The following is a 24,034-nucleotide window of genomic DNA, read 5'->3' as shown; positions in this document are numbered from 1 at the left end:
GCATGGGATATATATTGTTCTTCTTTTCCCATAACTCCCCATCCACTTGCATAGTATGTGTCCTTATCGAAAGTCTCTACAGATAAATCTGGGATATGCGATTCTTGAATAATTTTATGATCAATCGAATCAATTTGGCTAGTTCCTAACTGTAGCTTTAACCATTTTGCTATATCGCTTGTGTTACTTATTACATAACCTGCAGGTACATTTCCACGGTAGATCGGTGGTGTATATTCCTGCACTCTCATCAGTCCTATTTTATATCCCGTGGCCATCTCATTAGATTTAACTTGATGAATTCCAACAAATGTATCATTCATAGAGATTGGCTTTAATATTTGCTGTTTGATATACGTATCAAAGGGTTGTTTTGAAACCTTTTCAATAACGAGTCCCAAAACATCATAATTGATTGTTGCGTATTCAAATGAGCTACCTGGTTGTCTATTTAATGGCTGATCAAGCAATTTTTTCACAGTTAACTCAAGAGCATTCGTTTCGTTACTTTTCGGGATATTAGAAATAGTGCTAGTAGCTATTCCACTTGTATGATACAGTAACTGATTAATAGTAATTGACTGAGGCTTGCCATTATATTTTAACTCAAACCATGGGATATACTTTTGGATATCATCCGAACGTTTTAGTAAGCCTTCCCGCTCCAATTTTAGAATGGCTAGTCCCGTGAATGCTTTCGATGTAGATCCTAGTTCAAATAATGTATTAGAGGTAACAGGTGTTTTTGACTGAATATCAGCGTATCCAAAGCCTTTTTCATAAACCGTTTTCCCCTTTTCTACAATTACTAACGATATTCCTGGAATTTTACTAATCTCCTTTTGCTCTTTAACAAATTGATCAATCTTTTGAATTTTTTCATTTGAGTCTGCATTTACGATTGTTGGCGTTAAACTATAAAAGGCAACAATCATAGCAATTAGAAGCGTGTAGATTTTTAATGATGGCTTCATTTCATTTCTCCTTTAAGCTGGTACAAGGTTATTAAATTCCTTAATTTAACTATAACAAGGAATTAATACCACAACCATCGTTTTACATTAATAAAAACATCTCAATATGACAGTTTTGTAACTTAGAATCTTAATAAACACCAAAAGACCAGATTCCCATTCTAAAAAGAGAACTGATCTTTGTTAAAGATTAGCAAATTAAATTTCTGCCCTTAAAGCTTTCCCCAGCTGATGTCCAAGTCCAAAATAATGGCGGAAATTATAAATAAGTGGGCTCCATTTATTTGGATCAATATAATTTTCTTTAACTATAATCTCCTTATGAGCATGTACATGTATTACTTGTGCCTCAACAATAGCAAAAAAGGGAGCATAATCAGGAATTCGAATATGTTTTACTCTTGCCTCAAGTTGAAATGGACACTCTGCAATTCTTGTAGGCTTTACTGATTTAGAATCGGTTGGCGTTAAATTACTAATTTTATATTTTTCTTTTTCAAATGTAAATCCATTCGCTCTCTTATATTCAGGAACGGGGTTTTTCCCTGTAAAAGGGGCTAATTTTTCTACATTCTCCCATAATGAATGATCTGGGACATTAATGACACATTCAGGATGTCGTTCTAAATTTTCAATAGCCTTTCCCCCAAGCCCAATTCCTAAAATAATACAATCCCCTAACACCCATGATGATGAAAGAGGGCTAATATTTACTGTGTCATCTTCATTTAGTGTAGTTAATAATATCACAGGTGTCCCGTAGTATAGAATTTTTGGATTAATCATTTCTGTTTTAGCAATTTGAGTCATTTTCTCTCCTCCTATCTGTACTTTCAATTTTCATAGTACAAGATAGATATTTCAATTTTCATCGAAATATAGATTGCGTTTTAAGACATATACTGTACCTTAGCAATTTAAATATTAAATGAAATGGAAAATGACCAGGCTCAACATTAATTGAAGTGCCTGGTCATATCCATTTCGTTATCGTTTATTTTTAATAACAACCTCAGTTACTGCTAACGCTTTTCTCGGTTTAATATTCTCCATAATAATATCCGCGATGTCATTAGGATTCATTAATGTCTTAGTTTTTTCCTCAGTAAATATCCCGTCCCAAAATTCTGTGCTCATACCACCCATGTATACAGCACATACATGAATAGATGTTTCTCTTAATTCTAGTGCTAGACTTTCTGTAAATCCACGTACACCAAATTTACTAGCACAATAAACAGATTCCGTTACTTTTCCTTCTAGACCAGCTGTAGAAACGATATTGACGATTGTTCCTTCATTGCGTTCTTTCATACCTTTTAGCACTTCTTGTGTGCAAAAAATTGTTCCTTTTAGGTTAATATCAATCATTTGATGAACTGAATCCTCATTCAAGTTTTCAGCTTTATCAAAATAGCCAACACCAGCATTATTAATAAATAACTGAATTGATCCAAAATCCTCTTGGATAGAATGAATTACTTGAGCGACCATTTGTTTCGAAGTAACATCAACCTCATAAATAGAATAGCCATTGGTTAAAGCTTTAGCCGTATCCTCAAGCTTTGATTTCGTTCGACCGAGTAAACAAATGTGATTGCCTAAAGACGAATATTTTTTAGCAAGTGCTGCACCTAAACCACTGCCAGCCCCTGTTATAACAACGATATTTTTGCTCATATTAATCATCCTCTCTCACAGTTAATTATACCAGAATAGGAACTCCTATCAATAAGAGGAACGTTTTTTTGAAAAACATCAACCAAGAATGTTTCAAAAGATATTACGTCAGGGATAATTTTAAACTTTGTTAAACTAACATGGCTTGACTTAAATATTCGATTTGCGAAATCTCAAAACAAACAGAAATAGATCAATTCTACATATTCTGTAGATTGAATCCGTCTTTTTATATTAACAGCAACAATCTTTGAGAAAAGCTGTTGCTTATGGTTTGGCTATATTCTTCAACTAAACCAGCTAATAGTTTGTCTATTTACAATCACTCTTCAACTCCCATGAAAGAACTTAATCATCTTTCATTTTCTGTGGTGAAGTGCTGATTTTTGTGCTTCATGGATGGCTAACGGGTGTTTTTATCGAAATCCCTTCCTTTGTTGATAATAAAAAAATAAACGACAAACCTAACATTAACCTAACGAAAAGTTTCCGTGTCTTAAAAAGCGATTAGCTTAAAATAACCTTAAAACAAATGAATAATGTTAATGTATACTTGAATTTTATTTAACCATTATTTAATATTATTAAAAAGGGAGGGGAAAATGTGAACCGTGATGAAGTACCAGCTTGGATTTTGTCTTTAGATAAAGAATCTGTTGAATTTATAAGAAAATTTATAATTAATTCTGGGTCTTTAAAGAATATATCTAAAATTTATGGTGTATCATATCCGACAGTAAGGACTAAATTAGATACATTAATTAAAAAAATTGAACTGAATAGCAAAACAGAAGACGTCGAGTTTGTAAATATGATTAAAAATTTGGTAATTGATGAACGGTTGAGTTTAGAGACGGCAAAATTGATTATTGATAAATATAAAGACGAAAGGAATGAAGGATAATGGATCCAATGTATAAATGGTTAATAGCCATTTTAATAGCCATAGTAATATTAGGAACTCAATTTTATTTATCTAGAAGAACTAACGTTTACTGGGGAGCAATTGTACCAGTTGTGTATTTAGTTATTATTTTTGGATGGTGGTATAACGGAATGGATAAATTCAATACTTATACACTCTTTAAGGTTGCAGTTGTTGGTCCAGCAGTTTTATTAGGAATCTGGGCTAGAGGAAGAGAATCTCTAAAAAATAAAAGAAAAAAAGAATTAGAAAAAATGAAGTTACATGATATAAATTGAGGAACATAAAAATTTAGAGCATATTTGAAGATTGTTGCTATTAAAACATAAAAACTGAGTTAATCTACAAAATGTGTAGAATCAACTCTGTTTTTATGTTTGATATTTCGTAAATCGAATATTTAACTAAAGCGCCCGATTGTGGAATATCAAGATAGTGATTCCTCCTTTTCATTTGTTTAAATGTCTCATTCATCCTTCCAACTACGTAAAAGTTCTTCGAAAAAGAGTTTCGGTGCAGAGGAATGGTCATCTTGTAGATAGCTTTTTGCCACAGCCATAATATTTAACTTCGGAACAATAAATATATATTGTCCGTATAAGCCATTGGCATAGTAATATTCAATTTTGTTGTTACTATTAGTAATTTCACAAGTCCATAGCTGATAACCATAACCATATCCAGCTGTTCTGTCTTCTTCTGCTTCAAATTGTTTATATGGTTTTTTTGCCTCGTGGATCCAGTTAGATGAAATCACTTGATTTGATTTAAATTGCCCTTCGTTAAGTAATAAAAATCCAAACTTCACCATGTCTTCTAAATTTAATGAAATACTAAAGCCACCCTCGTGAATTCCTTGCGGGTCCTTTACCCATATGTATTTTTTTATCCCTAATGGATGGAATAGAAATTCTTCAGCAAATGAGGCGGTAGAACCTCCAGAAACTTTTTGGATGATCGCGCTTAGTAAATGAGAGTTTCCACTATTATATTCAAAGGTTGAACCTGGTCTATATATAACTGGTTGTTCTAGTATGAATTTAACCCAGTTTTTTGAACTTTGGAATTTTCCTACTTGTAACCCCGAAGTCATAGTCAGCAAATGAAATAATGTGATTTCCTCTTTCATTGGGTCATTGAACTCTAATATTTCCGGAAAGTAGTTATAAATAGGTTCATGAATGTTTTTTATTAGCCCTTTATCGACCATAATTCCAATTAATATAGACACAATACTTTTTGTAATGGAATAAACCTTTGTCTGATTTTTTACGACTTTTTTATTCTTTAAATATTCAAAGATCCGTGTATTTCCTTTATAAATGACAAAACCTTCAATTTTAATCTTCTTCACTTTCTTCTCTAACTCATTAAAAGATATTTCACTCATACATATAATCCCTCCTCCACTAAATTGCGTCATTAGTTTATGTACATCAGTTTATAATTTAACCTAAATTTTAACATAAATTCATTAATTTTATCAAAGGAGTTATTCAATTAAATGGCCCGATTGTTGAACACAACTTAAACAACACTGTTAAACTAACCTACTCCGTAGTTGAATAGCGCAATCATTTCGAAAACAGCCTAAAAAAAGATGAGAGCACTTAATAAAAGCACCCACTTTTTGGAAGCCATACAAAATGAATTGAAAACTAATACCAACTACTCCCTAATCAGTAGTAGTTATTTCTTTTAAAAACCTCAGACAACAAAAGAGAATAAAGAACTATAATGTTTTTATTCATTTCGACGCATAAAAGTTCCAATTCATTCTTACTTCCATGTCAATCAACACTTTTATGTTATTTTTTGGGTATTCAATACATATACTATTATATTTATTAATAAAATGACATAATTTCATCGAACACAGAATATAATTCTGGAGGGTGTTAAATGAATACAATTAAATCTTTAATTTTCCCCCAAGACTTGCATAAATTAAGCAAAACTCATCTCAAAGAGATTTGTAATAAAATGACTTTAGAAACAACCGGCAATGTAAATGAATTAGCAAGTAGAGTTTGGGACTCTTTTGAGCATATTGAAGGCGATGTTCTTAAAATGATAAGCAATAATATTTTCTCTGGAGCAGTTTCTTTAGCTTGGTACCAGGCAACAAATAAAACTGATTTAACAGGATTTAAACAAAGTATAATTAATAAAATGCCATTTAACCCTTTCGAAACAGTAGTTACACCAAATAGCAAAAATGTTCCTACTGATCCTACCATTATTGCTGCAGCTGAAATCCAAGATTCACAAGCATATTATTTAAGATTTATTCATAGAACTGGGGTTAATGTTGATTACTATTTAACTAACCGAAGAGAATACATTAAGCATGAAATTACAACAGTTTATATAGATGAAAGTACGGGAATAATTGAAGTACGAGCAAGTTCAGCTGTTGCCAAAAAAATTATTGCTTTGTTAACTAAAATTGTCGAGGATGAATACGAATTCAAACAGTATGATTTGTTAGAGAGATACGGGGGTACTCTTGAGTCTTTAGCTGATAACCTTCAAGGAAGGCTTATTGATGCTACAGGAAGACCAGCAGGATCAGTAAATACATTTGAAGAAACACAGGGTCAATCAATTGTGAGTATACTTTCTGCAATTGACGAATACTATACTAGTGGTGAATTATCAGTTCTAGAGCAAAATTTAAATAGCGAAGATATTACTGGCATTTTAGAAACAACACCTTTTACGTTGTTACTTTTAAGTGGTCTTGAAACAATAGGATTAGGTAGTATTAGAGAACTACGAGGTTTACCATTATACAATTATTTAGAACCTTACCTATCCAAACAAAAAGGATCTATACTATTTGAACATAGTATTGGTGGAGTCAAACAAGAATATTCTATTCGAATCGGCGTTAATACAAAAACATTTAAGTTCAATGTATTTGCGTCTGAACCTGTATTGGATTATATTAGAGAAAAATTGATTTACCAAATTTATTCTGCGAGGTAAAAGTATTGAGCAATTTAAAGCCATGGGAAATTTCTCAAAAAATAGATAATGCACTTGAGGCAATTGCTATCAGTAAGATTGAAAAATTTTACCATAGTTATATTGCAAAAATAACTAACTTACCTCTTGGAGTAGTTATTGATACATTATCTGAATTAGAAAAAAAAGAAGCGCTCGTTATAAAATTAGAATTTCAATGCGAGGAATGTAGTAGAAGTATTTTAACTGCTAATAAATCTGAACTTGAAAATATTGATTCCATTCCTTGCAAGTATTGTGGTACAGAAAATTACTTCGATCCTTTAAACGCTATTCCAATAATCGAATTAAGTGATGATTTCAGACAAAGTTTTTCAAAAAAAAAATTAATAACAAAACGGAAAATGTCGGGTTAAGTAAACAAAATAAACCTGAGAGTTTAAGAGAAATTATCGATATTTTAGCCGAAGAAAATTCCGATCAATTATTAGAGAAAGTATCCAAGCTTGGGAAAGTTACTATTATCTTAGGAGATGGTTATATGGGTGATTCTAGTAAATATGGTGGTTTAACTTTTGGAGAAAACAAAGGTAATATAACTATTGAAAACAATGGTACACTCAATCAAGGGATAGCTAGCTTGCCTAATGACATTATCAATGCTTTACAACAGCTTCACGATGAAATTCAACACCTAGCTGAAGAACAACGAGAGATTGCAGAGGCTAATTTTGAACTCCTTCAAACTCATATAGAAAATGGAGATAAAGAGAAAGCTAAAAAACCATTAGAGAAATTAACTAGTATACTAGGTGTTATTAGCTCTATTGTATCTATCGCTTCTGCTTTAGGACTTGGAATTCCTTTAAAATAATAAGAGACTAAACAGGGGTACAAATTATTTTTGTACCCCTTAAATATATTTGTGAAAACAAAGCCTCCAGAAGAAAACGGGTCGATCAATGGCGTGAATATTTCTATTGTGAGTCACTGTCAGCGGATGTTCTAGTGGAAAAGGGTCATAAACGTACTTCAAAACGAGGGTCAAATAAAGGCAATGACAACATTATTAGTAATGGTTCTATTATGAAAGATCTACAACTACAAGTGCAAACAGGTATTTTCGGCACTGAAACAGGCATGATTAATTTACAATAATTAACAGAAGAAAGCCACTCATTATTTTTAAAATGAGTGGCTTTTCTTTAATTTTTTTTAACGTTATCTGTATGTATATGAATAACACGATTATTACTAACAAGAATCAAAACATTTTCTAGTTCTGCTATCATAATATGTTCTATTGCATATCTGATTTTCCATTCTTGAACAAAATCAAAACGATTAGAGTTCTAAAATTCTTTCATCATTGTGATTCTCTTTTTACTCAAATTTCGGGTACAAAGTGGGGTACAAGTTAATCTTGTACCCATTAAACCTTGATATATAAGCATTTGTAGTACTATCTAAATATATTATGTTCGTATAGGTAATCATACGAAAGATCGACGAACAAATATTCATGCTCGTTAATAGCAATAGAAAATGTTCTTGTAATTTCCCCTGTCTCGATATCTCGATATAGCTCTGAGATTTCTCCGCTTTGATCGTTGCGCATTTTAATGATTGTTTGTAGGAAGTATGGGCGCCAACTCCAGTTTTTATTGATGGCTCTTGGCTGCAATTCCCACTGTCCATCTATACGCATTACGTTTGGAGAAAGTTGGAAGCCGTCTTCATTACAAATATATACTCGGAACGAATAACTATCCAATAGCTGCGCTAAATGCTCTAAAAGTGTGGTGTTGTCACTAGAAGGTTTGACACGATGGACAATCGCTTCTAGCTCCTCTCTCAGCTTTTTCAACTCGAAATATTGCGCCTCTAGAATTTTCTTTTCAGAGGTAATAAACTGCTGGCACTCTTCCTTAAAACGTTCCTTTAAAATATCCTTCTCTACGAATGTTATTGCAGGGTTTGCCAAGTATCGCCCCTGATAAAATCGGCCTCCATTCTTCCAAGCAAACTGCAATTGATACACAGTTTCGATTCCTTCGAATAAAAGATTTGCGCCAATTTTATAAGCAAGACTACCTATTGCTGATATCATATCAGACTGTGCAGACCAAGAATCATAATTTAAGTCTTGAATATTGACCTTTAAAATTTGTGGTGATAATAAAGCAATGTGCTCTAAATGACTCTCCGCTCCCACTTCCTGAACGGCAATTTTGACACCAAAAGTCGTAAAGTAACGTACTGCATGGTGCAGCTTTTGAATATCACCTAAAAAACGATGCTCAGAAACAACTAATACAATACGATGTAAATCCTCTTCACTTATATATTGTTGAATAATATTAAAATGACTTTCACCAAAATCCTGCATCAATAAGTTCGGATTACTAGGAATATAAATATCAATATCTTGCCCGATTTCTTCTACTTTGGCTAATGCAGCATGTAGAATTTTATGTTCCATATCAATACGATACTCTTCTGGAATATCTTCATTATTCACAAAATCTTTTAAATTAATTTGTTGATCCTCGATTTGTAACTGTCCGGAAATTTCGTAGGCAATCACCGTATGCGCATCCGCGCTAAAAATAGGTTGAAAATACCCATGTATTTGATCTAAATTTGTTAAAACTTCAATTGCATCCATTGTCGAAACCTCCATACATGATGTTATCCAAGAATAACATTACATTCACAGCTCATTACATGAAAAAAGCTCTCTGACTGTATAATAATTTGTTTAAAGAAAATTGGCAACTTCACATGGCGTTATTTTATGGAATAAATCTGTTCTGAAATTTAACAAACTTCCACCTAACTGATTTATTTTTTTCTGACAATTCATCACTAATAACGATTTTCTCGCAAAATAGGTTGCTTAAGTACGCTTATTTTTATTTAGCGTCACTCTTTATGCATTCACTAAATTTTTCATGTATTGCTGTGTAAAAAAACTCCCTCAGAATTCCTTTATCATTATAACTTATGCAACAATTCAATGTGAAAGCCAAGATAACTAAAGTTTTTCATCCTATATCCTAAAATAATTCAGCCGTTCACCCACTACAGTAAAAAAGCAGTATTCCAAAGTATGGATTATACCCTACAGGAATACTGCTCATGACTATTCTGACATAAAGAAATACCAAATAATCGCAATTGTAATTAAAGATAGAATAACAGCAATTGTTACACGAAGTGGTGAAATTGGGGCATCCCCACCTACTCGACCTGTTTGTCCATTTACCATAAATCGATAAATTTTCTCTTTGTAACGGAATGAAGAAAGCCAAATCGGCAACATTAGATATTTGTATGTAATATCATCATGAGTTGTTGAGAAATGTAAATTGGATACTACATCCGCATTATGTTCCCAACGTATTTTTGAGGTAATTTGTGCATTCAGATGATTAGAAATTTCCCTCTTCGCCTGACTCCACCCGTCCTGTAAACCAATACTGTAGCGTTCTGATAAAAATCCTGATACATATTCCGGCTTATAGGCTTTATTATTGAGTAAATTAAAGGGTTCTATTTTTCTCATCATATTACGATCATAACGGATTGTCGCACTTATTAAATGATCATCAATAAATTCCTGATAAAAACCACTTGTAGAATACCAGTCTGTTTCAGTTCGAGTATTTCCATCTTTATCTGTAACTGTGCGATGTCTACCGTATCTTGCAGAATACCTTGAGCTTGTTTTCGTGTCAAAGGTCCAATAAGGAAGATAAACCCCTTTAAATGAATCAGGCTTTGCACTATCCTTTGCTGCTCTCGGTGTAAACCATTTTCCCTTAATCCAACTTTTGAAGTTCTCTCCCGCTTGCTTATCTGTTATTTCAAATGCGCATACTCCGTTCGGGGCTAGCGTATTTTCAGCACTAGCCTCCATAACCTGATTAGAACCACAGTATGGGCAACTATCAGCTACCTGTAATGCATCATAAATCGTTTCTGCCGCACAGGATTTACAAATGACTGTTTTTTTCTCAACACCCCAGTTAAAATTCCCACGTTCTTCAGCCATTGCAAAATCCATTTCCTGGGCAACTTTTTCCTCTTGCTTCTCTGGGGCTGCAATTTCAGTTTCATAGCCACAATAAGGACATGTCAGCTTTCCAGTTGCTGGGTTAAATTCAATGGATGCACTACATGATGGACACTCAGCGTCAAAATCAAGCTTTACTTGTTTAGCATTTTCAGCATCTTGCGTTGGCATCATTAGTCATCTCCTTACTTAATATCATTCTCGTCAAACACATCGCCACACTCTGGGCAGAATTTTGGTGGGTTTGCAGGATCTTCTGACTGCCAACCACATTTATCGCAAACGTATTGTAATGCTCCTGATGGTTTTTTAGCACCACATTCGCTACAGAATTTGCCTTTGTTGACAGCACCACAAGTACAAGTCCATCCTTCCTCAGCAGGTTTTGGTGTCCCACAATTTGAGCAGAATTTACCAGTGTTTTCATTGCCACATGCACATTTCCATGTATCTGAATTCGGTGTTTGAGCTTGCTGAGCTGCCTGTTTATTTTGCTCATTCATTTGGTAAAGCTGTCCTGCATTAACTCCTCCTGCTTGTGTCGCCATGTTCATGCCCATAAATCCTGCCATTGCTCCGCCATCATTATTGGCTGCTGCAATCATTGCTTCCGCCTGAGCACCTGTTAAATGAGCTGCAGCCATACCCGGGTCACGCATCACTGCATTTCGTTGTAGTTGTTTAATCATTGCTTCATCTTCTTCTGATGCTTTTAAAGAACTAATGCCAAAGGATACAATTGCTAAACCACGAGTTGCTAGCCATTTCTCCGATAACACTTTATTAAGGGCATCTGCTAGAGCAACCGTATGTGCAGGAATTTCACTATAGCGTACCCCGCTTGCTGAAATATGTGCGAAAGCCGGCTGTAACGCAGTCATTAATTCCGTTTTTAATTGGCTATCGATTGCATCTCTTGTAAATTCACGCTCAACGTTTCCACATACATTTGTATAGAATAGTAATGGATCAACAATTTTATAAGAATATTCGCCATGGCAACGAATAGCAATATCAATATCTAGGCCGATGTTACGGTCGATAACACGGAAAGGAATCGGTGCTGGTGTCCCATATTTATTGCCTACGATTTCTTTTTTATTAAAATAGTACACACGCTGATCCTTTGCAGGTTCTCCGCCAAATGTGAAGCGTTTACCAATCTGCTTGAATGTTTCCTTTATACCTTCGGACAAATCATTGTCATACATTATCGAAGGCTCTGTGGATGTATCATAAACATACTCACCAGACTCCGCAGAAAACTCCACTACTTTCCCTTGCTCTACAATCATCATACATTGACCTTCATTGATAGCAATAATAGAACCATTACTAATAATGTTGTCATTGCCTTTATTTGACCCTCGTTTTGAAGTACGTTTATGACCCTTTTCCACAAGAACATCCGCTGACAGTGACTCACAATAGAAATATTCACGCCATTGATCTTCTAGAACACCTGCTAATGCGCCAACTCCTGCTTTTAATAAACCCATATTTATTCCCACCTTCAACTTATATACTTAAGATTTATTTTATCATATCAATTATGCCTCGGCTTAATGACGTCCGGATTCGGCTTTGTCCTTAGACCTGCATGAGGGCTGACACGATATCGGCCATTTCGGTATTGCCACAGGAGTGTAGCGTTTTTACCAATGCAGGCCAGTTAGCCATTATCTCATGAACGCGATAATTTTAGGCTATCATCCAATATGAACTCCTTTCCGAATCAGTGACATTCGCCGAAAGAAGTTAAAATTAATCTAATCATTATGTAGTACGCATAAAAAGGATAATTTGTTTCATTTTTTTTAAACTTCTCTATAAAAAGAGATAGCTCCAAAGGAACTACCTCTATCGTATTGTAAATACTATATCGTTTTTTTAGTGAATCTTAGCGTTTCTTAAGATAATGCGGTAATAGCCACAAGCACCCAGGCAACGATAAATAACAGACCGCCGATTGGGGTAATCGCTCCAAGCTTTTTCACACCTGTAACAGCTAATACATATAAACTACCTGAGAAAAACACAATACCTGCCAACATTAAATAGCCTGCCCAAGAAAGCATACTAGAAGCTCCTAAAAGGGCTTCACTCGATAAAATACCAAGCACAAGTAAACCTATTGAATGATACATATGGTATTGCACCGCAGTTTCCCAAACGGTAGCGTAGTATGGTGACGCAAATTTATCTTTTAATGCATGTGCTCCAAAAGCGCCTAGCACGACACCAAGACAAGCCATAATTGCACCGATTGCCAATAAAAGTTCCATGTATGATTCTCCTATTTCGTTTCGCGTGCGATTTCTTTATATTTCGCATCCCATGCAGGATCAATTTTACTTAAGGATACCGGACGTAACGTATCTTTTTGAGCTAGAATATGTACGGACTGAGCAGTAGCTGCAATCGTGCCATCTTCATGTAAAATTTCATAGCCATATGTTGTACGTAAACGATCGTGTTTTTCCACCCATGTACGGACCGTTGCCGCTTGGCCATAATGCATAGCAGCCTTATAAGAAATGGATAAATCCATCACTGGCGATACATAACCGTCTTTCTCTAATTCAGCATACTCAAAGCCTGCATCATTAACTAACTGAGAACGGCCTATCTCCATCCAAATGATATAGTTCGCATGATACACCACGCCCATTTGGTCGGTCTCAGCATATCGAATTTCGATTTGTTTTTCACTAACAAACATTTTCTTCACCTCGTCCTACATTATAGCGTAAAAATATTGATTTGGCGGTGTTTTTGCTTTATTGATTAAGAAAATAACAAAATTTTAATTTCATAAAATCTTGAAGTTCTATTTAAAAATTAATTTGGTAATAAATGTTGGTTTCTGTTTTTACCCGTTGCATCCCGCTTAATTGGGGTACAAATTGGGGTTCACTGGGTACAAAAAATATAAAATTATATAACACCGGGCAGGTGCAAAGGATAAAAAAGAAAAAAGTCACTCAAAAAAATAATGTAGTGACTTGGACCGAATTTTTCCTAAATTAATCTAGACTTACATTATTTAGTTACCTATCATTAAAAATGAGGTGATACTTTGTCAGGCATTTTTAAATTTACAAAATACATTCTTATATTCATTTCTGCGATTCAGTTAACTAGGTTCAGTCCAGAATATTTAGAACCCATACTTCTATATGAATATCTTATATTTATAGGACTTTTTATTATTCTTGGTGTATTGGATGATTTTTTTAAACCTAGTAAAAGTACAAATATTTTATTACGTATAGCCATTATCATTTGCTCTCTTGCTTTATTGATTACATCAGTCTCTTTTAAATCCACTTCTTCAATTATTTTTTCTATAGTAATGATTATTGCAGTTAGTTTCTCAATATTTTTAGAAATTAAGCAAAAGGAAGATTAACACCTTTTGCTTTTTTCCCTCTCCACTAGATTTTTTTCTCCAGTCCTCATAACTAATGAACGGCACTGCAACACTTGGCAGCTTTACCTGTTTATAAGCTTTGTTAAAAGCTTGCCGTAAGTTAGCCCTAAGTCAAACATATAAGCATCGATTCGAGCAGCTAATTGCTTTTGGTACGTATCATCCATGTAATCCTTGCCTCTACGGTACTCTGGCAACTTTCCATTGACCATGTAAATCGTATACAACGACATTGTATATCCATCGATGCAACGCCCCATAACCTCGGAGCCTTTGATTTCCATGATCCGTAATGGTAGTAGCCATCTATAACCACTCCTTTATTTACAATACCAAACTTTGAATAGATACATATACTGAAAATAAAAATACCCCAATTAGTAACCAACTATAAGCTTTTCTCTCTCTTTGAAATTCTTTAATTCCTAAAGTTAACATAAATAAACCTAAGAAGAATATCATTAGGAAGTTCAGTTGGTAATCACGTGTGATAAGTCCATAAGCTGATAGAGATATTACTATGATTGCAAAAACAATTTGTAAAATTTTCAACATACCTTTCCACTCCTCTTTAAATTTCATTTTTATTTATCATACATTAACAAAGAGGTCGTGGAAATGACTGTAAATTTTTAGCCTTTTATATTAATTAAGATACCTAATCTCTTAAAAACTATGGGCCGGCGAGTTTGTCGCGCTCCGAACTAGTCTGCCAAGCGCAGATCGGTCGTCGGTCTGTCTCTTCCTAATATTTAGGATTTCATAAATACCAAGGGAGGAAAACCCTTGCTATCCTACCTCCGATTTCACACTACCAATTGTTTAAAATGATACGTTCCATTGCTCTAGCAGCCAAGAGGGAAACTGCCCGACACTCACTTTTCAGAGCAAAAAAACAGTCACGCTCAAATGAACGTGACTTAATGTTTCTATTTCAGACTAGGTATTATACTTAATTAGATATTACTGCCCGTTTGTCACTGTTGGGATACCACGTTGAAGAAGTCCGGCTAAACCAGATAATGTACGATGTCCAGCTGCTTCACCTCGTCGGCCATAAGCAACGATTGAAGAAGTTGTTCCCATCTCAACTGTACTTCTCCATAAACCTTCACCAGATTCTCGTACCGCTTTATCGACTTTGTGAATGAATTCTGAATCTCCGTTATTAGCGAATGTATATAAATATCCTGTTGAATACGGATGATCATTAATTAATCCAGTAAGGTTTAAAACATCATCACTAGTTGGAGTTTGAGTCCCAAAGAATGTTTTGGCAGCCGTGAAAGTAGATCCAGATAAAGTAGCTGGTGAGCCATTAGTTAATGGGACCATAGCCATCAGAGCTTTTGATCTGTTAGCAAGTACATAATTCTTGTAATAGTTGCTTAGTTTTTTAGATGAAGTAACTAGACTCGATTCTGTAAGTACATAAATATTATTTGTTGGAACAACACCATGACCTAGCCAAACAAGAGATGCACCTACATATGAATCATATCCTGATGAAACATACGGTGCTCGCAATTGTGCCCAAGTAGTACCTTTAGCACCACCACCAATTGCAATCGAAACAGAATTCGAATCAACGGCGTTACCAAAAGCGTTAATCAAATTAACTCCAGCGTTAAAGATATTTGTATAAAGAGGATCTTTTTCAACTTCAGTTTGAGAATGGCCAAGAACAACGTCATGATAGTAAGCTAAAGAACCTAACATCGCATACGTAGTATTAACAACACCATTAGCCACTTTAAAAGTTGATCCATCAGCTGTTTTGAATGAACGAATAGTTGGACTTGTTGTACCAAATGATCCCGAATCAGTCATAAGAGTTTTACCGTGACCCGAATTTTGGCAGTGATATAGTATTTTTTGATAGTGTCGAGTAAGTGCTGTATTCAAGTATGCTGCTTGTGAATCTCCTGAACCATTTACACCTAAATTATTATACGCATGAGTTGATTTACGAAGCATAGATAATGCTACTAACATAATTGGATAACCTGGATCAATTTCAACAACCCCCGCTTCCCAAGCTGTACTACCACTCGGAATTTCAATTGTGGCCTCTGTTTTAGTATGAATAGGTGTTGTATAGAAGATATTTAAGTTATTAACGATTGCACTCATCACTCGATAAGAATCTGAATGATTTGGACCAATTTTGTCGTAAAGCGTTGTCAAGAATTGAATTTGCCATCCCATGCGTTGTAAACCAACTCCCGGAACTGCTCGCCCTTCGAAAACTCGCCCCTGTGCAATTTGTGCTTCTTCAGCTCCTCTATAAGAAGAACCTTCTGGGAATTGTTCGTTAAAGAATTTTAATGCTTCGTTTACTGTGTTTAATACTGCCATTTTTTTCACCTCTCGATTCATTCATCACATTACTAATATTTAGATTTCTATACTAATTAAGTCACACAATCTCTAAATATGGGTCGGCCAAGTTTGTCGCGCTCCGAACTAGTCTGCCAAGCGCAGGTTGGTCGTCAGTCTGTCTTTCCCTAATATTAAGGAAATGCTAAATACCAGATTAGTAAAATATTGTTACCTCCCCTACCCCAATTATCTCTCATTTGTTTAGTTAATGCACGAAGTAAACGAATGTAACATATGCACCGTTTGTAACATCTATCACATTTGTAACTTTTACAACATTTATTCAAGAACTTTTTAAAATTTCCTCTTGAACCTCAAGTTACTTTAGGTTATATGATAAACCTATACTTTAGATAGGAGGAATTTTGATGAATAAGGATAAAAAGTTTTCTATTGGTGAATTTTCAGAAAAGACAGGAATTCCAATTCCTACTTTGCATTACTATGATGAAATTGGTTTATTACAACCCGAAAAGAATCCATCTTCAGGGCATCGCACTTACTATTTTCAAGATATTATTACCTTACAAAAAATTATTAGCCTGAAATTCCTAGGGTATAGCCTAGATAAAATAGCTAATTTGTTACATGAGGCAAGTTTTAACGTTGATTTGAATGAAAGTTTATCTCTGCATTTAAATGCTTTAGTAAGTGAAAAGGAAAAAATTGAACAATCAATGCAAGCAATAAAAAGAGTAATAAAGTTAGTTGAAGAAGAAGGAGAAGTAGATAGTACGATATTATTTAGCCTTATATACAATATGAAAGTAGAACATAAACATGAAGAATGGATGGAACGCCATAGTTTAACGGACATCACAGAAGAGCTTTCAATCAAATCAGAGGAAGATAAAATTACCTTGGATAAAACATTTATTCAATTATCTAAAGAAATGAAACAATTATATGGTAAACCTATAGATGACTCCAAAGTACAAGAGATGGTCAAAAACTATTTAGATTCAATTTTTTCATTTCTTGGTGACGATTTAATACAAAAGTTAGCTGATACTAATGTGGAAGAACTGGATATTCAAGAACTTGAATATATGACAACTTCTCCTTTTACAGAGGATGAACAAAAATGGTTTAATCAAGCAATAGAGTTTTATATGAAGCAAGAAGTAATGGAATAAAAATAGCTCTATTTGTAGGGGCACAAGGCTCCTACATCATGCCTATGATAAGTTCATACTTAAAATCATCAATAGTTACATCTAAATCGTCGTTATCCCATCCACCTTCTACATCTTCACATTCAGCAATGTTAACGACATTCCTTACGATTTTGAAAAACAATCACAGGTACATCAGAAATAATTTCGTCCTCATCCCCTAAGATATTTTGCTGAAATACTTTCATGATTCGCCTCTCCTCGTGTCGCAATATTCAAATTTTCTACTTTGGACTTATTTACAAAATCCACAAATACTAGAAATATTCAATCGACAAGTTGACATACAAACCATATAATATTAAGGTATAATAATCCAAAAAGGAGGTTTTTATACAATTATGGAAGTATTATTTGCTCTTTTACCTATTCTTTTTCTAATAATTTTCTATGTTGTCCCCTTAGTATTTGGCGTTTGGTTCGTATTCAAAATTATTAGCATACATAATGAACAAACTCGAATTCTAAACAGTATAGCTGAAAAGCTAGATAAATAATGTACTAATGAGGTCTGCTATAGAAAGCTTTCTACTGCAAAACTACCACTTACTTTGATAACAATAGTTTGGATACCTAGTGATCTAATCTAGTACCTAACGTCTGATTTATCCTTCTCCTGTTTGGATATTCCTACAGGAGAAGGACTTTGCGTGGTATGAAATAAAAAATAATTTCCCGGGTAAGCGCAAGAAACGACAAGTTTTACCTTATCAGCAGCAGATGGACTTTGTGTTGTATATTACTGTTCAATGATTAATTCCTCTTGAGTAGGTTCATCTTCAATTACTGAGTAATCCATAACGTCAATAACATCGTTCATATCCTCTGCTACCTCGGTTTTAATCGTTTCGTCAGCCTCTGTACCTAGTAAACTAGAAACATCTACATATTTGAGTACTGGTGTAGTACAAATTGTAGCCATAGCTAGTCGCATTAAACGGTCAACATCCATGTGTTTTGGTAAAGCCTGCGCCATTGCAGTTGTAGTTACCATTATTAGTAGCCTTCTTAATTGTTATACGTCTTGATAACGATTCTTTGATATTTTTTCATAAAAAATTGGTTGTTCTTCTTTTAGTCGTTACTATCAAGTCGATTAGTTTGAACTGTTTTAAAAGTGACCTTGAAGTGATTAGAGTGCCCTTCTGCAACCTCATAGGATCATTTTGAGTTGATTTTCATACTCTTTTCGTTGCTTTTCCTCAACCTTTATCAATTCAATTGCTTTTTAATGTTTGCCCTCGCTTAATGCTAACTTTGTCTAGGCATCGTTTCCACATTCATCTTTTACTGAATATTATAAGAACATAACTAATCAGTTGAGGTGAAATATGGATTTCAATCATTTACGTTATCTTGCGATAGGCGATTCACTTACTGTAGGTATCGGCGTTCCGTTTTTGGACCCTGGATTTGTTGAATATTATAGATGTCTAAGCCAGCAAATTTTAAAAAAGCGTATTTCTTATCAAAAACATGCAAGGTCAGGAGCAACGACAGAGGATGTTTTAGCTATGCTTAATGCCCCGATTGTGACGGAAGCTGTAAAGTGTGCAAATATCATCACGATAACAGCTGGAGGGAATGATTTAATAAACGCTGCTAAAGAATTTCGAATAAGTAAAAATGAAGAAAGTATATCTCGAGCTATTAAGCAATCAGGGAAAAACATCTCAAAAATATTAGAAAAAATTCACCATCTAGACAAACAAGATAAATATATTTTACGGTTACAGAATTTATACAATCCATTTAGCGATATTCCTATAGCAGATGAGGGCATTAGAGCGTTTAATTCATTAATTAACAGTTTTGGTCGGGAATTGAATGTTAAAGTAGCTGATATCTATAGTGTATTTAAGGGGAATGAAAAAGCTTTATTATCATCAGGAGGAATTCATCCTAATAGTAGAGGATACTATCAAATGGCATTAGCTCTAAGTAGGCTCGGATATTCCCCTTTATAAGGCTAATGGCTGTCAGTTAATCTAATCCTGTTTGTTTTAAGCTATTACTTATTATTTTTCTAGCAAGAGGCTGACTATCATTGTCAGCCTCTTACAATGTAATAAAAATGAATCTTTGAACCATATCAGAAATGGAAATGACGGAATTTTTAATTCCTTTTTCAGGAAAATCACAACGCATTCACCTTATTCACATTTTCAAATTCTTTAGTCTTTCCTTGTAGTGTCTTTTTGACAAAAGATAAAATGATCGTTAGGATTCCAAACGTGTAGATGATCTGCACAGTATCCACGAAGCCATAAAACTCCATTAATTCGTCTAAGATAGAAACCTTTCGGAAAATGATCGTCTTCAGTTAGTTTTTCGGATGCTATTGTTATGGAACCAGATGGAGCTTGTTGTTGCTGTAAAGAATTCCCTGAATAACCTTCAGCTTGATCCAGATACTCCATCCTTAGGTGAGGTCCCAGCTCAAGCGGACATAATTTCAAACCAAGTTCCTCAGCTCTTTTAAAGATTCGATCCGTATTAGCTCCATCAGGAAAGCCAAGGTCTCCAACAGTTAGTTCAACAGTCTGCAGGCTGTACTTCTTATCAGAAGTCGTAAATTTATCATCAGTAAATAACTTCTCTCCATACTCATTCATCAAGATAGAGTACTGTTGCAATTTCTGAATAAGCTGTGATTTAGTAAGGCCACCAACTTCCACCTTTCTGGTAATAAATGGGCAACATGGGTATATTTCATTATTTTCAAAACACAATTGTAGTCACTCCTATCAAATTTGGTAACAGTTTGAAAATACAATATAGAAGATTATATTTAGTTATTCTACAATCACCAATAATTTCCCTTGTTAACTAACCTGTGCTGTTGATTTAATTTTGCGTATTCCTTAATGCGATATTTCAATTCATAAACGGTGCGTTGCTTCTGCAAACACCGGATCATGCGTTTCTCCCACAGTTTATAGATGTAAAGGCATCGGGTCCTATGGCTTTTTTAATTTTAGGACTTACTTTTAAAGCAACTGGACTACTATGGTGCTTATTTGTTGCTTATTTCTCTTCGTACATTACTAAAAAACTAAGAGGAAACCAAAAGGTAGGAATGATCCTGAATAAGATAACCGGAATGATATTTATTGGAATGGGGATAAAGTTGCTTCAAACGAAAGCCCCTTAATAAATTTATATAAAAATGCCCCCTATTATAAAAATGTTATATTGAATGTTAAATAGTTCACTTTTATTGAACAGTCCTTTCAAATTGAGAGGACTGCTTTCTTATTTATCCACTTCTTTTATTAAACATGTCTCTCATATTGTTCATTAGTTTATGTAGCATGTGAAGACGCTACGGCTTTTTTATTTTTTAATCTATTTCACAGGCAATTCACTATACAAACATAGCTATCACTTCATAATAATAGTAAGGTAAAGCTAATTTAGCCTTACACCTCCGAAGGTTTTACTGAGGGTCACTCCTATCCCAAGTGACCCTTTTTTATTTTCTTATCTAACAAAAAAATATTTTTTAATGCCTATAACTGCATGGTTTAACACCCCACTCCTTCTCTACAGCTAACATATTATATATTGTAGAAAGGAGGTGTGCTTTATGGGATACTATGGTGGAAATGTTGGTGGAATTAATAACTGCGGCTATTACGGCGGCGGATATGGTAATGGTTCAACATTTGCCTTAATTGTAGTTCTATTTATACTTCTAATTATTATCGGCGCTACTTTTATGAATAGAGAGTATTAACATTTTCGATTTAAGGGTCGCCCCCCCAGCCTGGTGACCCTTTTATTCAATAAGATTATTTCACATTTTTTGTAATCAATGCTAATGTAAAAATACACATTATTTTAATACAACAGCGGAGGTTACACTAAAAATGTTTCAGATTGAATTACACAACGCAATTTGGCTTTTTGTTGTTATTTTTATGCTTCATGATTTTGAAGAAATAATAACTGTTGAAAACTGGTCTCAAAAAACAAATCATCTAGTTAAAAACACTAATAACAATTTAAAACTGCTAATTTGGAAGTTTTGGAATATCAATTCACATTCATTTGCTAAAAGAGATGTATTTATTTTTCTAGTGACTTCAAGTATTGTATTTTTTAAAGTTCAATTTATAGAAAATAATTGGACAGCAATATTATTTATTTCTTTTTTATGCTTCGTTCTCTTACATAATCTTGTGCATATCTTACAAACAATCATTTTAAAGACATATACTCCCGGCCTTTATACAACACTTTTTCTTGTTACCCCCTATACTGTTTATCTTTTAAACAGGTTAATTTAAGTCTTCTAGATAATAAACTTTGTACCGTAGGCGACTTTCCTGTCCTACGGTATTAATAACTACTCAGCCTGCACATTTTTTTATTCACTTAACCACCTTCGTAAATTTAGGGAGTAAAGTCTTTGTTTTACTTTCTTTTATTTTTTCCAAACTTCTCGTTTCCCCGCTTAAAATTACCCGTAATTTTAGCTAATAATAACTGTACGGCTGTTAGATTATCTTCAACTTCTTTGATCCTCGCAATAAGACGCTCAGCCTCCCTATCCTTTACAGTTTTAATTTGTTTCCCTTCGTAATATATGACAACCGTTCCTTTTTTCGTTATTTGATAATCAAACGGTTCTTCTTCACTTAATCTGTTTCGTTTATCTATTTCGCTCACTTCACCATCTCCCTAATTCTTATAGTTTCAAACATTATATTCAAAAAAATATGTTGATTCACTCGTTTTCTTAATTATTTTCAATATGTATCTGATGTAGTAAATAGTCTTCACCCAAACCGCTGTCTTTTGTATAAATGCCGTGGATTTTTATAAAAAAATTAAGTCCATTCCATACATACAGATTTTATTCCCACCAATTAAGTTGATTAGTTTATAAAAACATATTCACATGTAATTTAAGACTGTTTTCTCAAAGATTGTTGCTAAATAGCATTAGATATTTAAAGGGAATGTTATATTTTGGATTATTGGAAAGGTCTAACGAAATAGTATAATTAAGCGTATTTAACTTATTTCGTAAGAGGTGCTGAGTTTGTTTAAAAAGAAAATATTAGTTGGACATTCAGAAGATGCTTTCCCGGCAATTATCGAACACTTAAAGAGAAGTAGCGTTCCGTTTGAACTAGGGATCAAAGATATTTTAAGGCAATCGTCTGGAAGATTCCGCTCGAAAAAAAATGATGAAGTATACATAGCGTTTTATACAGTCAAAGTTCGAAAAAAATATGAGGAACAAGTAAAAGCTATTGTTGAGCAGTATATGTCGCAAGAAGATGTGAAGCAATGGTATAAAGTATCGAAAAAGAATACTAGAAAATTAGAAAAGAAGGAAATATCGTCTTTTTCAGTTGTGTCTGGTATAAACTACATAGCGATGACAATCATCCATCAAGGTAAGATTGATGGCGGGGGAATTGTTTCGTATATTGCTTGTGCGGTCATAATGATGACTGGTGCATTTTTGACGATAAGTAATTATAAGGAGATGCAAAAAGAATCGAGCTATTTGAGACTGATCGATATGGGATTGGCAATCATAGGTATTGGTGTGATGATTTATGCTGTTTCTTCTTTTTTATCTTTACTTCGATAATATTCTCAGAAACATAAATATTTCTAGTGTTTTTTACCTTCTTTCCTTTAATCTTTTATTTACATATTCCGGTAATATAAAAATCAAACCCACTAGTATGAACCCTAAAGAATGTACTTATAATTCATAATTCATATGTATAGTATCATCTGCAAACTGACTAAATACCGGACCGCCTCGGCTACTCAGTCTGTGCATGAACAACTTAAAACTACCAGTTAAAAGAAAAATGCACCTATAATATAACCTGTATTCATAATGCTTGCATGACATTCTTCAAGGAAAAATCTCCTAAAATAAGTTAACTAACAACAAGATTTATGTTAACATATTATCAATCCAATTATTGGAGGTGTTTTTTTGACAGAAAAGAATAGAACATTACTTAGCTCGGTTAGTGGTTTGGCATTAGGTACAGTTGGAGGATATAGAATTTTTACAAACAACTTAGAAAGTATGTCAATGCTAGTAGCATATATTTTCTTTATTTGCGGTTTGATTGGTTTTATTTCTAGTGTTGTAAAGTTGTCTAGAATTTCTTGAACTTGCGTTGCTTTATTGCAACGCTTTTCTTATTACTATTGCACATTTTCTCTCAAGATTCTCTTAGCTTACCTACACAAATTAATAACCTCTTTTCCGGTTCTTTTTCACTGCCAATATTTCGGACATCCTTTAGTTGAAGTTTTTTTGAACGTCAGCTCAACACGTCATTCGCTCTATCTCTTACAGTTCACTTTTTCTTTCTAAATCCCCTCGCATAGCAAGAGGGTTTCGTAGCATACAAAAAAGTCACTCATGTTTAC

Annotated in this window: 28 protein-coding genes and 1 pseudogene; 14 read left to right on the top strand and 15 right to left on the bottom strand. The window is 34.0% G+C overall.

The window, feature by feature from the left end; translation table 11 throughout:
* The 3 genes from ACMZ42_RS16725 to ACMZ42_RS16715 form a co-directional block, all read right to left on the bottom strand.
* Nucleotides 1-974, bottom strand: a 974-nt coding sequence (locus tag ACMZ42_RS16725; RefSeq protein WP_415732092.1) for a serine hydrolase domain-containing protein, incomplete at its 3' end; no start/stop codon positions are given.
* A 198-nt stretch (nucleotides 975-1,172) separates the two neighbouring features.
* Nucleotides 1,173-1,784, bottom strand: a complete 612-nt coding sequence (locus ACMZ42_RS16720) for a flavin reductase family protein (RefSeq protein WP_415732091.1) — start codon at nucleotides 1,782-1,784, stop codon at nucleotides 1,173-1,175.
* A gap of 177 nt (nucleotides 1,785-1,961) precedes the next feature.
* Entirely contained in the window at nucleotides 1,962-2,654 is a 693-nt protein-coding gene (locus ACMZ42_RS16715) for an SDR family oxidoreductase (RefSeq protein WP_415732090.1), read from the bottom strand.
* A gap of 604 nt (nucleotides 2,655-3,258) precedes the next feature.
* Between ACMZ42_RS16715 and ACMZ42_RS16710 the strand changes: the two genes are divergently transcribed.
* Together ACMZ42_RS16710 and ACMZ42_RS16705 are read left to right on the top strand one after the other, a co-directional pair.
* The gene (locus tag ACMZ42_RS16710; protein WP_370080191.1) at nucleotides 3,259-3,558 is read left to right on the top strand and encodes a DUF2089 family protein; all 300 of its coding nucleotides are present in this window, start codon (nucleotides 3,259-3,261) and stop codon (nucleotides 3,556-3,558) included.
* On the top strand, nucleotides 3,558-3,857 hold the full coding sequence (locus tag ACMZ42_RS16705; protein WP_415732089.1) for a hypothetical protein: 300 nt from the start codon (nucleotides 3,558-3,560) through the stop codon (nucleotides 3,855-3,857). Before ACMZ42_RS16710 ends, ACMZ42_RS16705 begins: the two co-directional genes overlap by 1 nt.
* A gap of 188 nt (nucleotides 3,858-4,045) precedes the next feature.
* Here the strand turns inward: ACMZ42_RS16705 and ACMZ42_RS16700 are convergent, their stop codons facing one another.
* A complete protein-coding gene (locus tag ACMZ42_RS16700) occupies nucleotides 4,046-4,969 on the bottom strand; it encodes a serine hydrolase domain-containing protein (protein WP_415732088.1) in 924 nt (307 codons plus the stop codon).
* A gap of 512 nt (nucleotides 4,970-5,481) precedes the next feature.
* On the opposite strand from ACMZ42_RS16700, the gene ACMZ42_RS16695 reads away from it, so the two are divergent.
* The 4 genes from ACMZ42_RS16695 to ACMZ42_RS16680 all read left to right on the top strand — a co-directional run bounded on the left by ACMZ42_RS16695 (nucleotide 5,482) and on the right by ACMZ42_RS16680 (nucleotide 7,707).
* Nucleotides 5,482-6,570: a hypothetical protein gene (locus ACMZ42_RS16695; RefSeq protein ID WP_415732087.1), complete on the top strand. Its 1,089-nt coding sequence runs from the start codon at nucleotides 5,482-5,484 to the stop codon at nucleotides 6,568-6,570.
* Between the two features lie 5 nt (nucleotides 6,571-6,575).
* Nucleotides 6,576-6,965 carry a hypothetical protein gene (locus ACMZ42_RS16690; protein WP_370080199.1) on the top strand — a complete coding sequence of 130 codons (390 nt, stop codon included), beginning with the start codon at nucleotides 6,576-6,578 and terminating at the stop codon, nucleotides 6,963-6,965.
* A 125-nt stretch (nucleotides 6,966-7,090) separates the two neighbouring features.
* Nucleotides 7,091-7,423, top strand: a complete 333-nt coding sequence (locus tag ACMZ42_RS16685) for a hypothetical protein (RefSeq protein ID WP_370080201.1) — start codon at nucleotides 7,091-7,093, stop codon at nucleotides 7,421-7,423.
* 134 nt (nucleotides 7,424-7,557) lie between these two features.
* Complete coding sequence (locus ACMZ42_RS16680; protein ID WP_370080203.1) at nucleotides 7,558-7,707, top strand: hypothetical protein; 150 nt, start codon at nucleotides 7,558-7,560, stop codon at nucleotides 7,705-7,707.
* Nucleotides 7,708-8,011: 304 nt separating this feature from the next.
* Here the strand turns inward: ACMZ42_RS16680 and ACMZ42_RS16675 are convergent, their stop codons facing one another.
* From ACMZ42_RS16675 to ACMZ42_RS16655, 5 genes are all read right to left on the bottom strand, one after another.
* Nucleotides 8,012-9,217, bottom strand: coding sequence for an EAL domain-containing protein (locus tag ACMZ42_RS16675; RefSeq protein WP_370080205.1), 1,206 nt, complete (start codon nucleotides 9,215-9,217; stop codon nucleotides 8,012-8,014).
* A 477-nt stretch (nucleotides 9,218-9,694) separates the two neighbouring features.
* Nucleotides 9,695-10,798 carry a hypothetical protein gene (locus ACMZ42_RS16670; protein WP_370080316.1) on the bottom strand — a complete coding sequence of 368 codons (1,104 nt, stop codon included), beginning with the start codon at nucleotides 10,796-10,798 and terminating at the stop codon, nucleotides 9,695-9,697.
* A 14-nt stretch (nucleotides 10,799-10,812) separates the two neighbouring features.
* Nucleotides 10,813-12,126, bottom strand: a complete 1,314-nt coding sequence (locus ACMZ42_RS16665) for an SPFH domain-containing protein (RefSeq protein WP_370080207.1) — start codon at nucleotides 12,124-12,126, stop codon at nucleotides 10,813-10,815.
* Nucleotides 12,127-12,537: 411 nt separating this feature from the next.
* Nucleotides 12,538-12,912 (bottom strand): DUF423 domain-containing protein, encoded by a 375-nt coding sequence (locus tag ACMZ42_RS16660; protein WP_370080209.1) that lies wholly within the window; start codon nucleotides 12,910-12,912, stop codon nucleotides 12,538-12,540.
* A gap of 11 nt (nucleotides 12,913-12,923) precedes the next feature.
* Nucleotides 12,924-13,349, bottom strand: a complete 426-nt coding sequence (locus ACMZ42_RS16655) for an acyl-CoA thioesterase (RefSeq protein WP_415732086.1) — start codon at nucleotides 13,347-13,349, stop codon at nucleotides 12,924-12,926.
* Nucleotides 13,350-13,706: 357 nt separating this feature from the next.
* Here ACMZ42_RS16655 and ACMZ42_RS16650 point away from each other — a divergent pair, with 357 nt between their 5' ends.
* Entirely contained in the window at nucleotides 13,707-14,039 is a 333-nt protein-coding gene (locus ACMZ42_RS16650) for a hypothetical protein (protein ID WP_370080213.1), read from the top strand.
* Nucleotides 14,040-14,122: 83 nt separating this feature from the next.
* Here the strand turns inward: ACMZ42_RS16650 and ACMZ42_RS16645 are convergent, their stop codons facing one another.
* The 3 genes from ACMZ42_RS16645 to ACMZ42_RS16635 form a co-directional block, all read right to left on the bottom strand.
* The gene (locus ACMZ42_RS16645) at nucleotides 14,123-14,293 is read right to left on the bottom strand and encodes a hypothetical protein (RefSeq protein WP_415732085.1); all 171 of its coding nucleotides are present in this window, start codon (nucleotides 14,291-14,293) and stop codon (nucleotides 14,123-14,125) included.
* Between the two features lie 91 nt (nucleotides 14,294-14,384).
* The gene (locus ACMZ42_RS16640) at nucleotides 14,385-14,615 is read right to left on the bottom strand and encodes a DUF3953 domain-containing protein (RefSeq protein WP_415732084.1); all 231 of its coding nucleotides are present in this window, start codon (nucleotides 14,613-14,615) and stop codon (nucleotides 14,385-14,387) included.
* A gap of 408 nt (nucleotides 14,616-15,023) precedes the next feature.
* Nucleotides 15,024-16,418 carry a hypothetical protein gene (locus ACMZ42_RS16635; protein WP_415732083.1) on the bottom strand — a complete coding sequence of 465 codons (1,395 nt, stop codon included), beginning with the start codon at nucleotides 16,416-16,418 and terminating at the stop codon, nucleotides 15,024-15,026.
* A 392-nt stretch (nucleotides 16,419-16,810) separates the two neighbouring features.
* Between ACMZ42_RS16635 and ACMZ42_RS16630 the strand changes: the two genes are divergently transcribed.
* Nucleotides 16,811-17,578, top strand: coding sequence for a MerR family transcriptional regulator (locus ACMZ42_RS16630; RefSeq protein ID WP_415732082.1), 768 nt, complete (start codon nucleotides 16,811-16,813; stop codon nucleotides 17,576-17,578).
* Nucleotides 17,579-18,356: 778 nt separating this feature from the next.
* Here ACMZ42_RS16630 and ACMZ42_RS16625 read toward each other — a convergent pair.
* Nucleotides 18,357-18,611, bottom strand: a complete 255-nt coding sequence (locus ACMZ42_RS16625) for a hypothetical protein (RefSeq protein WP_415732081.1) — start codon at nucleotides 18,609-18,611, stop codon at nucleotides 18,357-18,359.
* Between the two features lie 337 nt (nucleotides 18,612-18,948).
* Between ACMZ42_RS16625 and ACMZ42_RS16620 the strand changes: the two genes are divergently transcribed.
* The gene (locus tag ACMZ42_RS16620; protein WP_415732080.1) at nucleotides 18,949-19,584 is read left to right on the top strand and encodes a GDSL-type esterase/lipase family protein; all 636 of its coding nucleotides are present in this window, start codon (nucleotides 18,949-18,951) and stop codon (nucleotides 19,582-19,584) included.
* A gap of 207 nt (nucleotides 19,585-19,791) precedes the next feature.
* On the opposite strand, the gene ACMZ42_RS16615 is transcribed toward ACMZ42_RS16620, so the two are convergent.
* On the bottom strand, nucleotides 19,792-20,349 hold the full coding sequence (locus ACMZ42_RS16615; RefSeq protein WP_415732079.1) for a helicase: 558 nt from the start codon (nucleotides 20,347-20,349) through the stop codon (nucleotides 19,792-19,794).
* A gap of 188 nt (nucleotides 20,350-20,537) precedes the next feature.
* Between ACMZ42_RS16615 and ACMZ42_RS16610 the strand changes: the two are divergent.
* The 3 genes and pseudogenes from ACMZ42_RS16610 to ACMZ42_RS16600 form a co-directional block, all read left to right on the top strand.
* A pseudogene (locus tag ACMZ42_RS16610) lies at nucleotides 20,538-20,771 on the top strand (LysE family transporter); the annotation flags it as partial.
* Nucleotides 20,772-21,206: 435 nt separating this feature from the next.
* Entirely contained in the window at nucleotides 21,207-21,356 is a 150-nt protein-coding gene (locus ACMZ42_RS16605) for a YjcZ family sporulation protein (RefSeq protein WP_370080233.1), read from the top strand.
* A gap of 133 nt (nucleotides 21,357-21,489) precedes the next feature.
* The gene (locus tag ACMZ42_RS16600; protein WP_415732078.1) at nucleotides 21,490-21,909 is read left to right on the top strand and encodes an HXXEE domain-containing protein; all 420 of its coding nucleotides are present in this window, start codon (nucleotides 21,490-21,492) and stop codon (nucleotides 21,907-21,909) included.
* A 127-nt stretch (nucleotides 21,910-22,036) separates the two neighbouring features.
* On the opposite strand, the gene ACMZ42_RS16595 is transcribed toward ACMZ42_RS16600, so the two are convergent.
* Complete coding sequence (locus ACMZ42_RS16595; protein WP_415732077.1) at nucleotides 22,037-22,291, bottom strand: hypothetical protein; 255 nt, start codon at nucleotides 22,289-22,291, stop codon at nucleotides 22,037-22,039.
* A 376-nt stretch (nucleotides 22,292-22,667) separates the two neighbouring features.
* Here ACMZ42_RS16595 and ACMZ42_RS16590 point away from each other — a divergent pair, with 376 nt between their 5' ends.
* Both ACMZ42_RS16590 and ACMZ42_RS16585 read left to right on the top strand, forming a co-directional pair.
* Entirely contained in the window at nucleotides 22,668-23,228 is a 561-nt protein-coding gene (locus ACMZ42_RS16590) for a hypothetical protein (protein ID WP_415732076.1), read from the top strand.
* Nucleotides 23,229-23,588: 360 nt separating this feature from the next.
* Entirely contained in the window at nucleotides 23,589-23,771 is a 183-nt protein-coding gene (locus tag ACMZ42_RS16585; RefSeq protein WP_370080241.1) for a hypothetical protein, read from the top strand.
* The last annotated feature ends 263 nt before the right edge of the window (nucleotides 23,772-24,034 follow it).

It is taken from the genome of Lysinibacillus sp. NPDC056185, assembly GCF_047737915.1.
GTDB lineage: Bacteria > Bacillota > Bacilli > Bacillales_A > Planococcaceae > Lysinibacillus.
The sequence above is the reverse complement of the archived record's forward strand: the minus strand, read 5'-3'. Positions and strand labels throughout refer to the sequence as shown.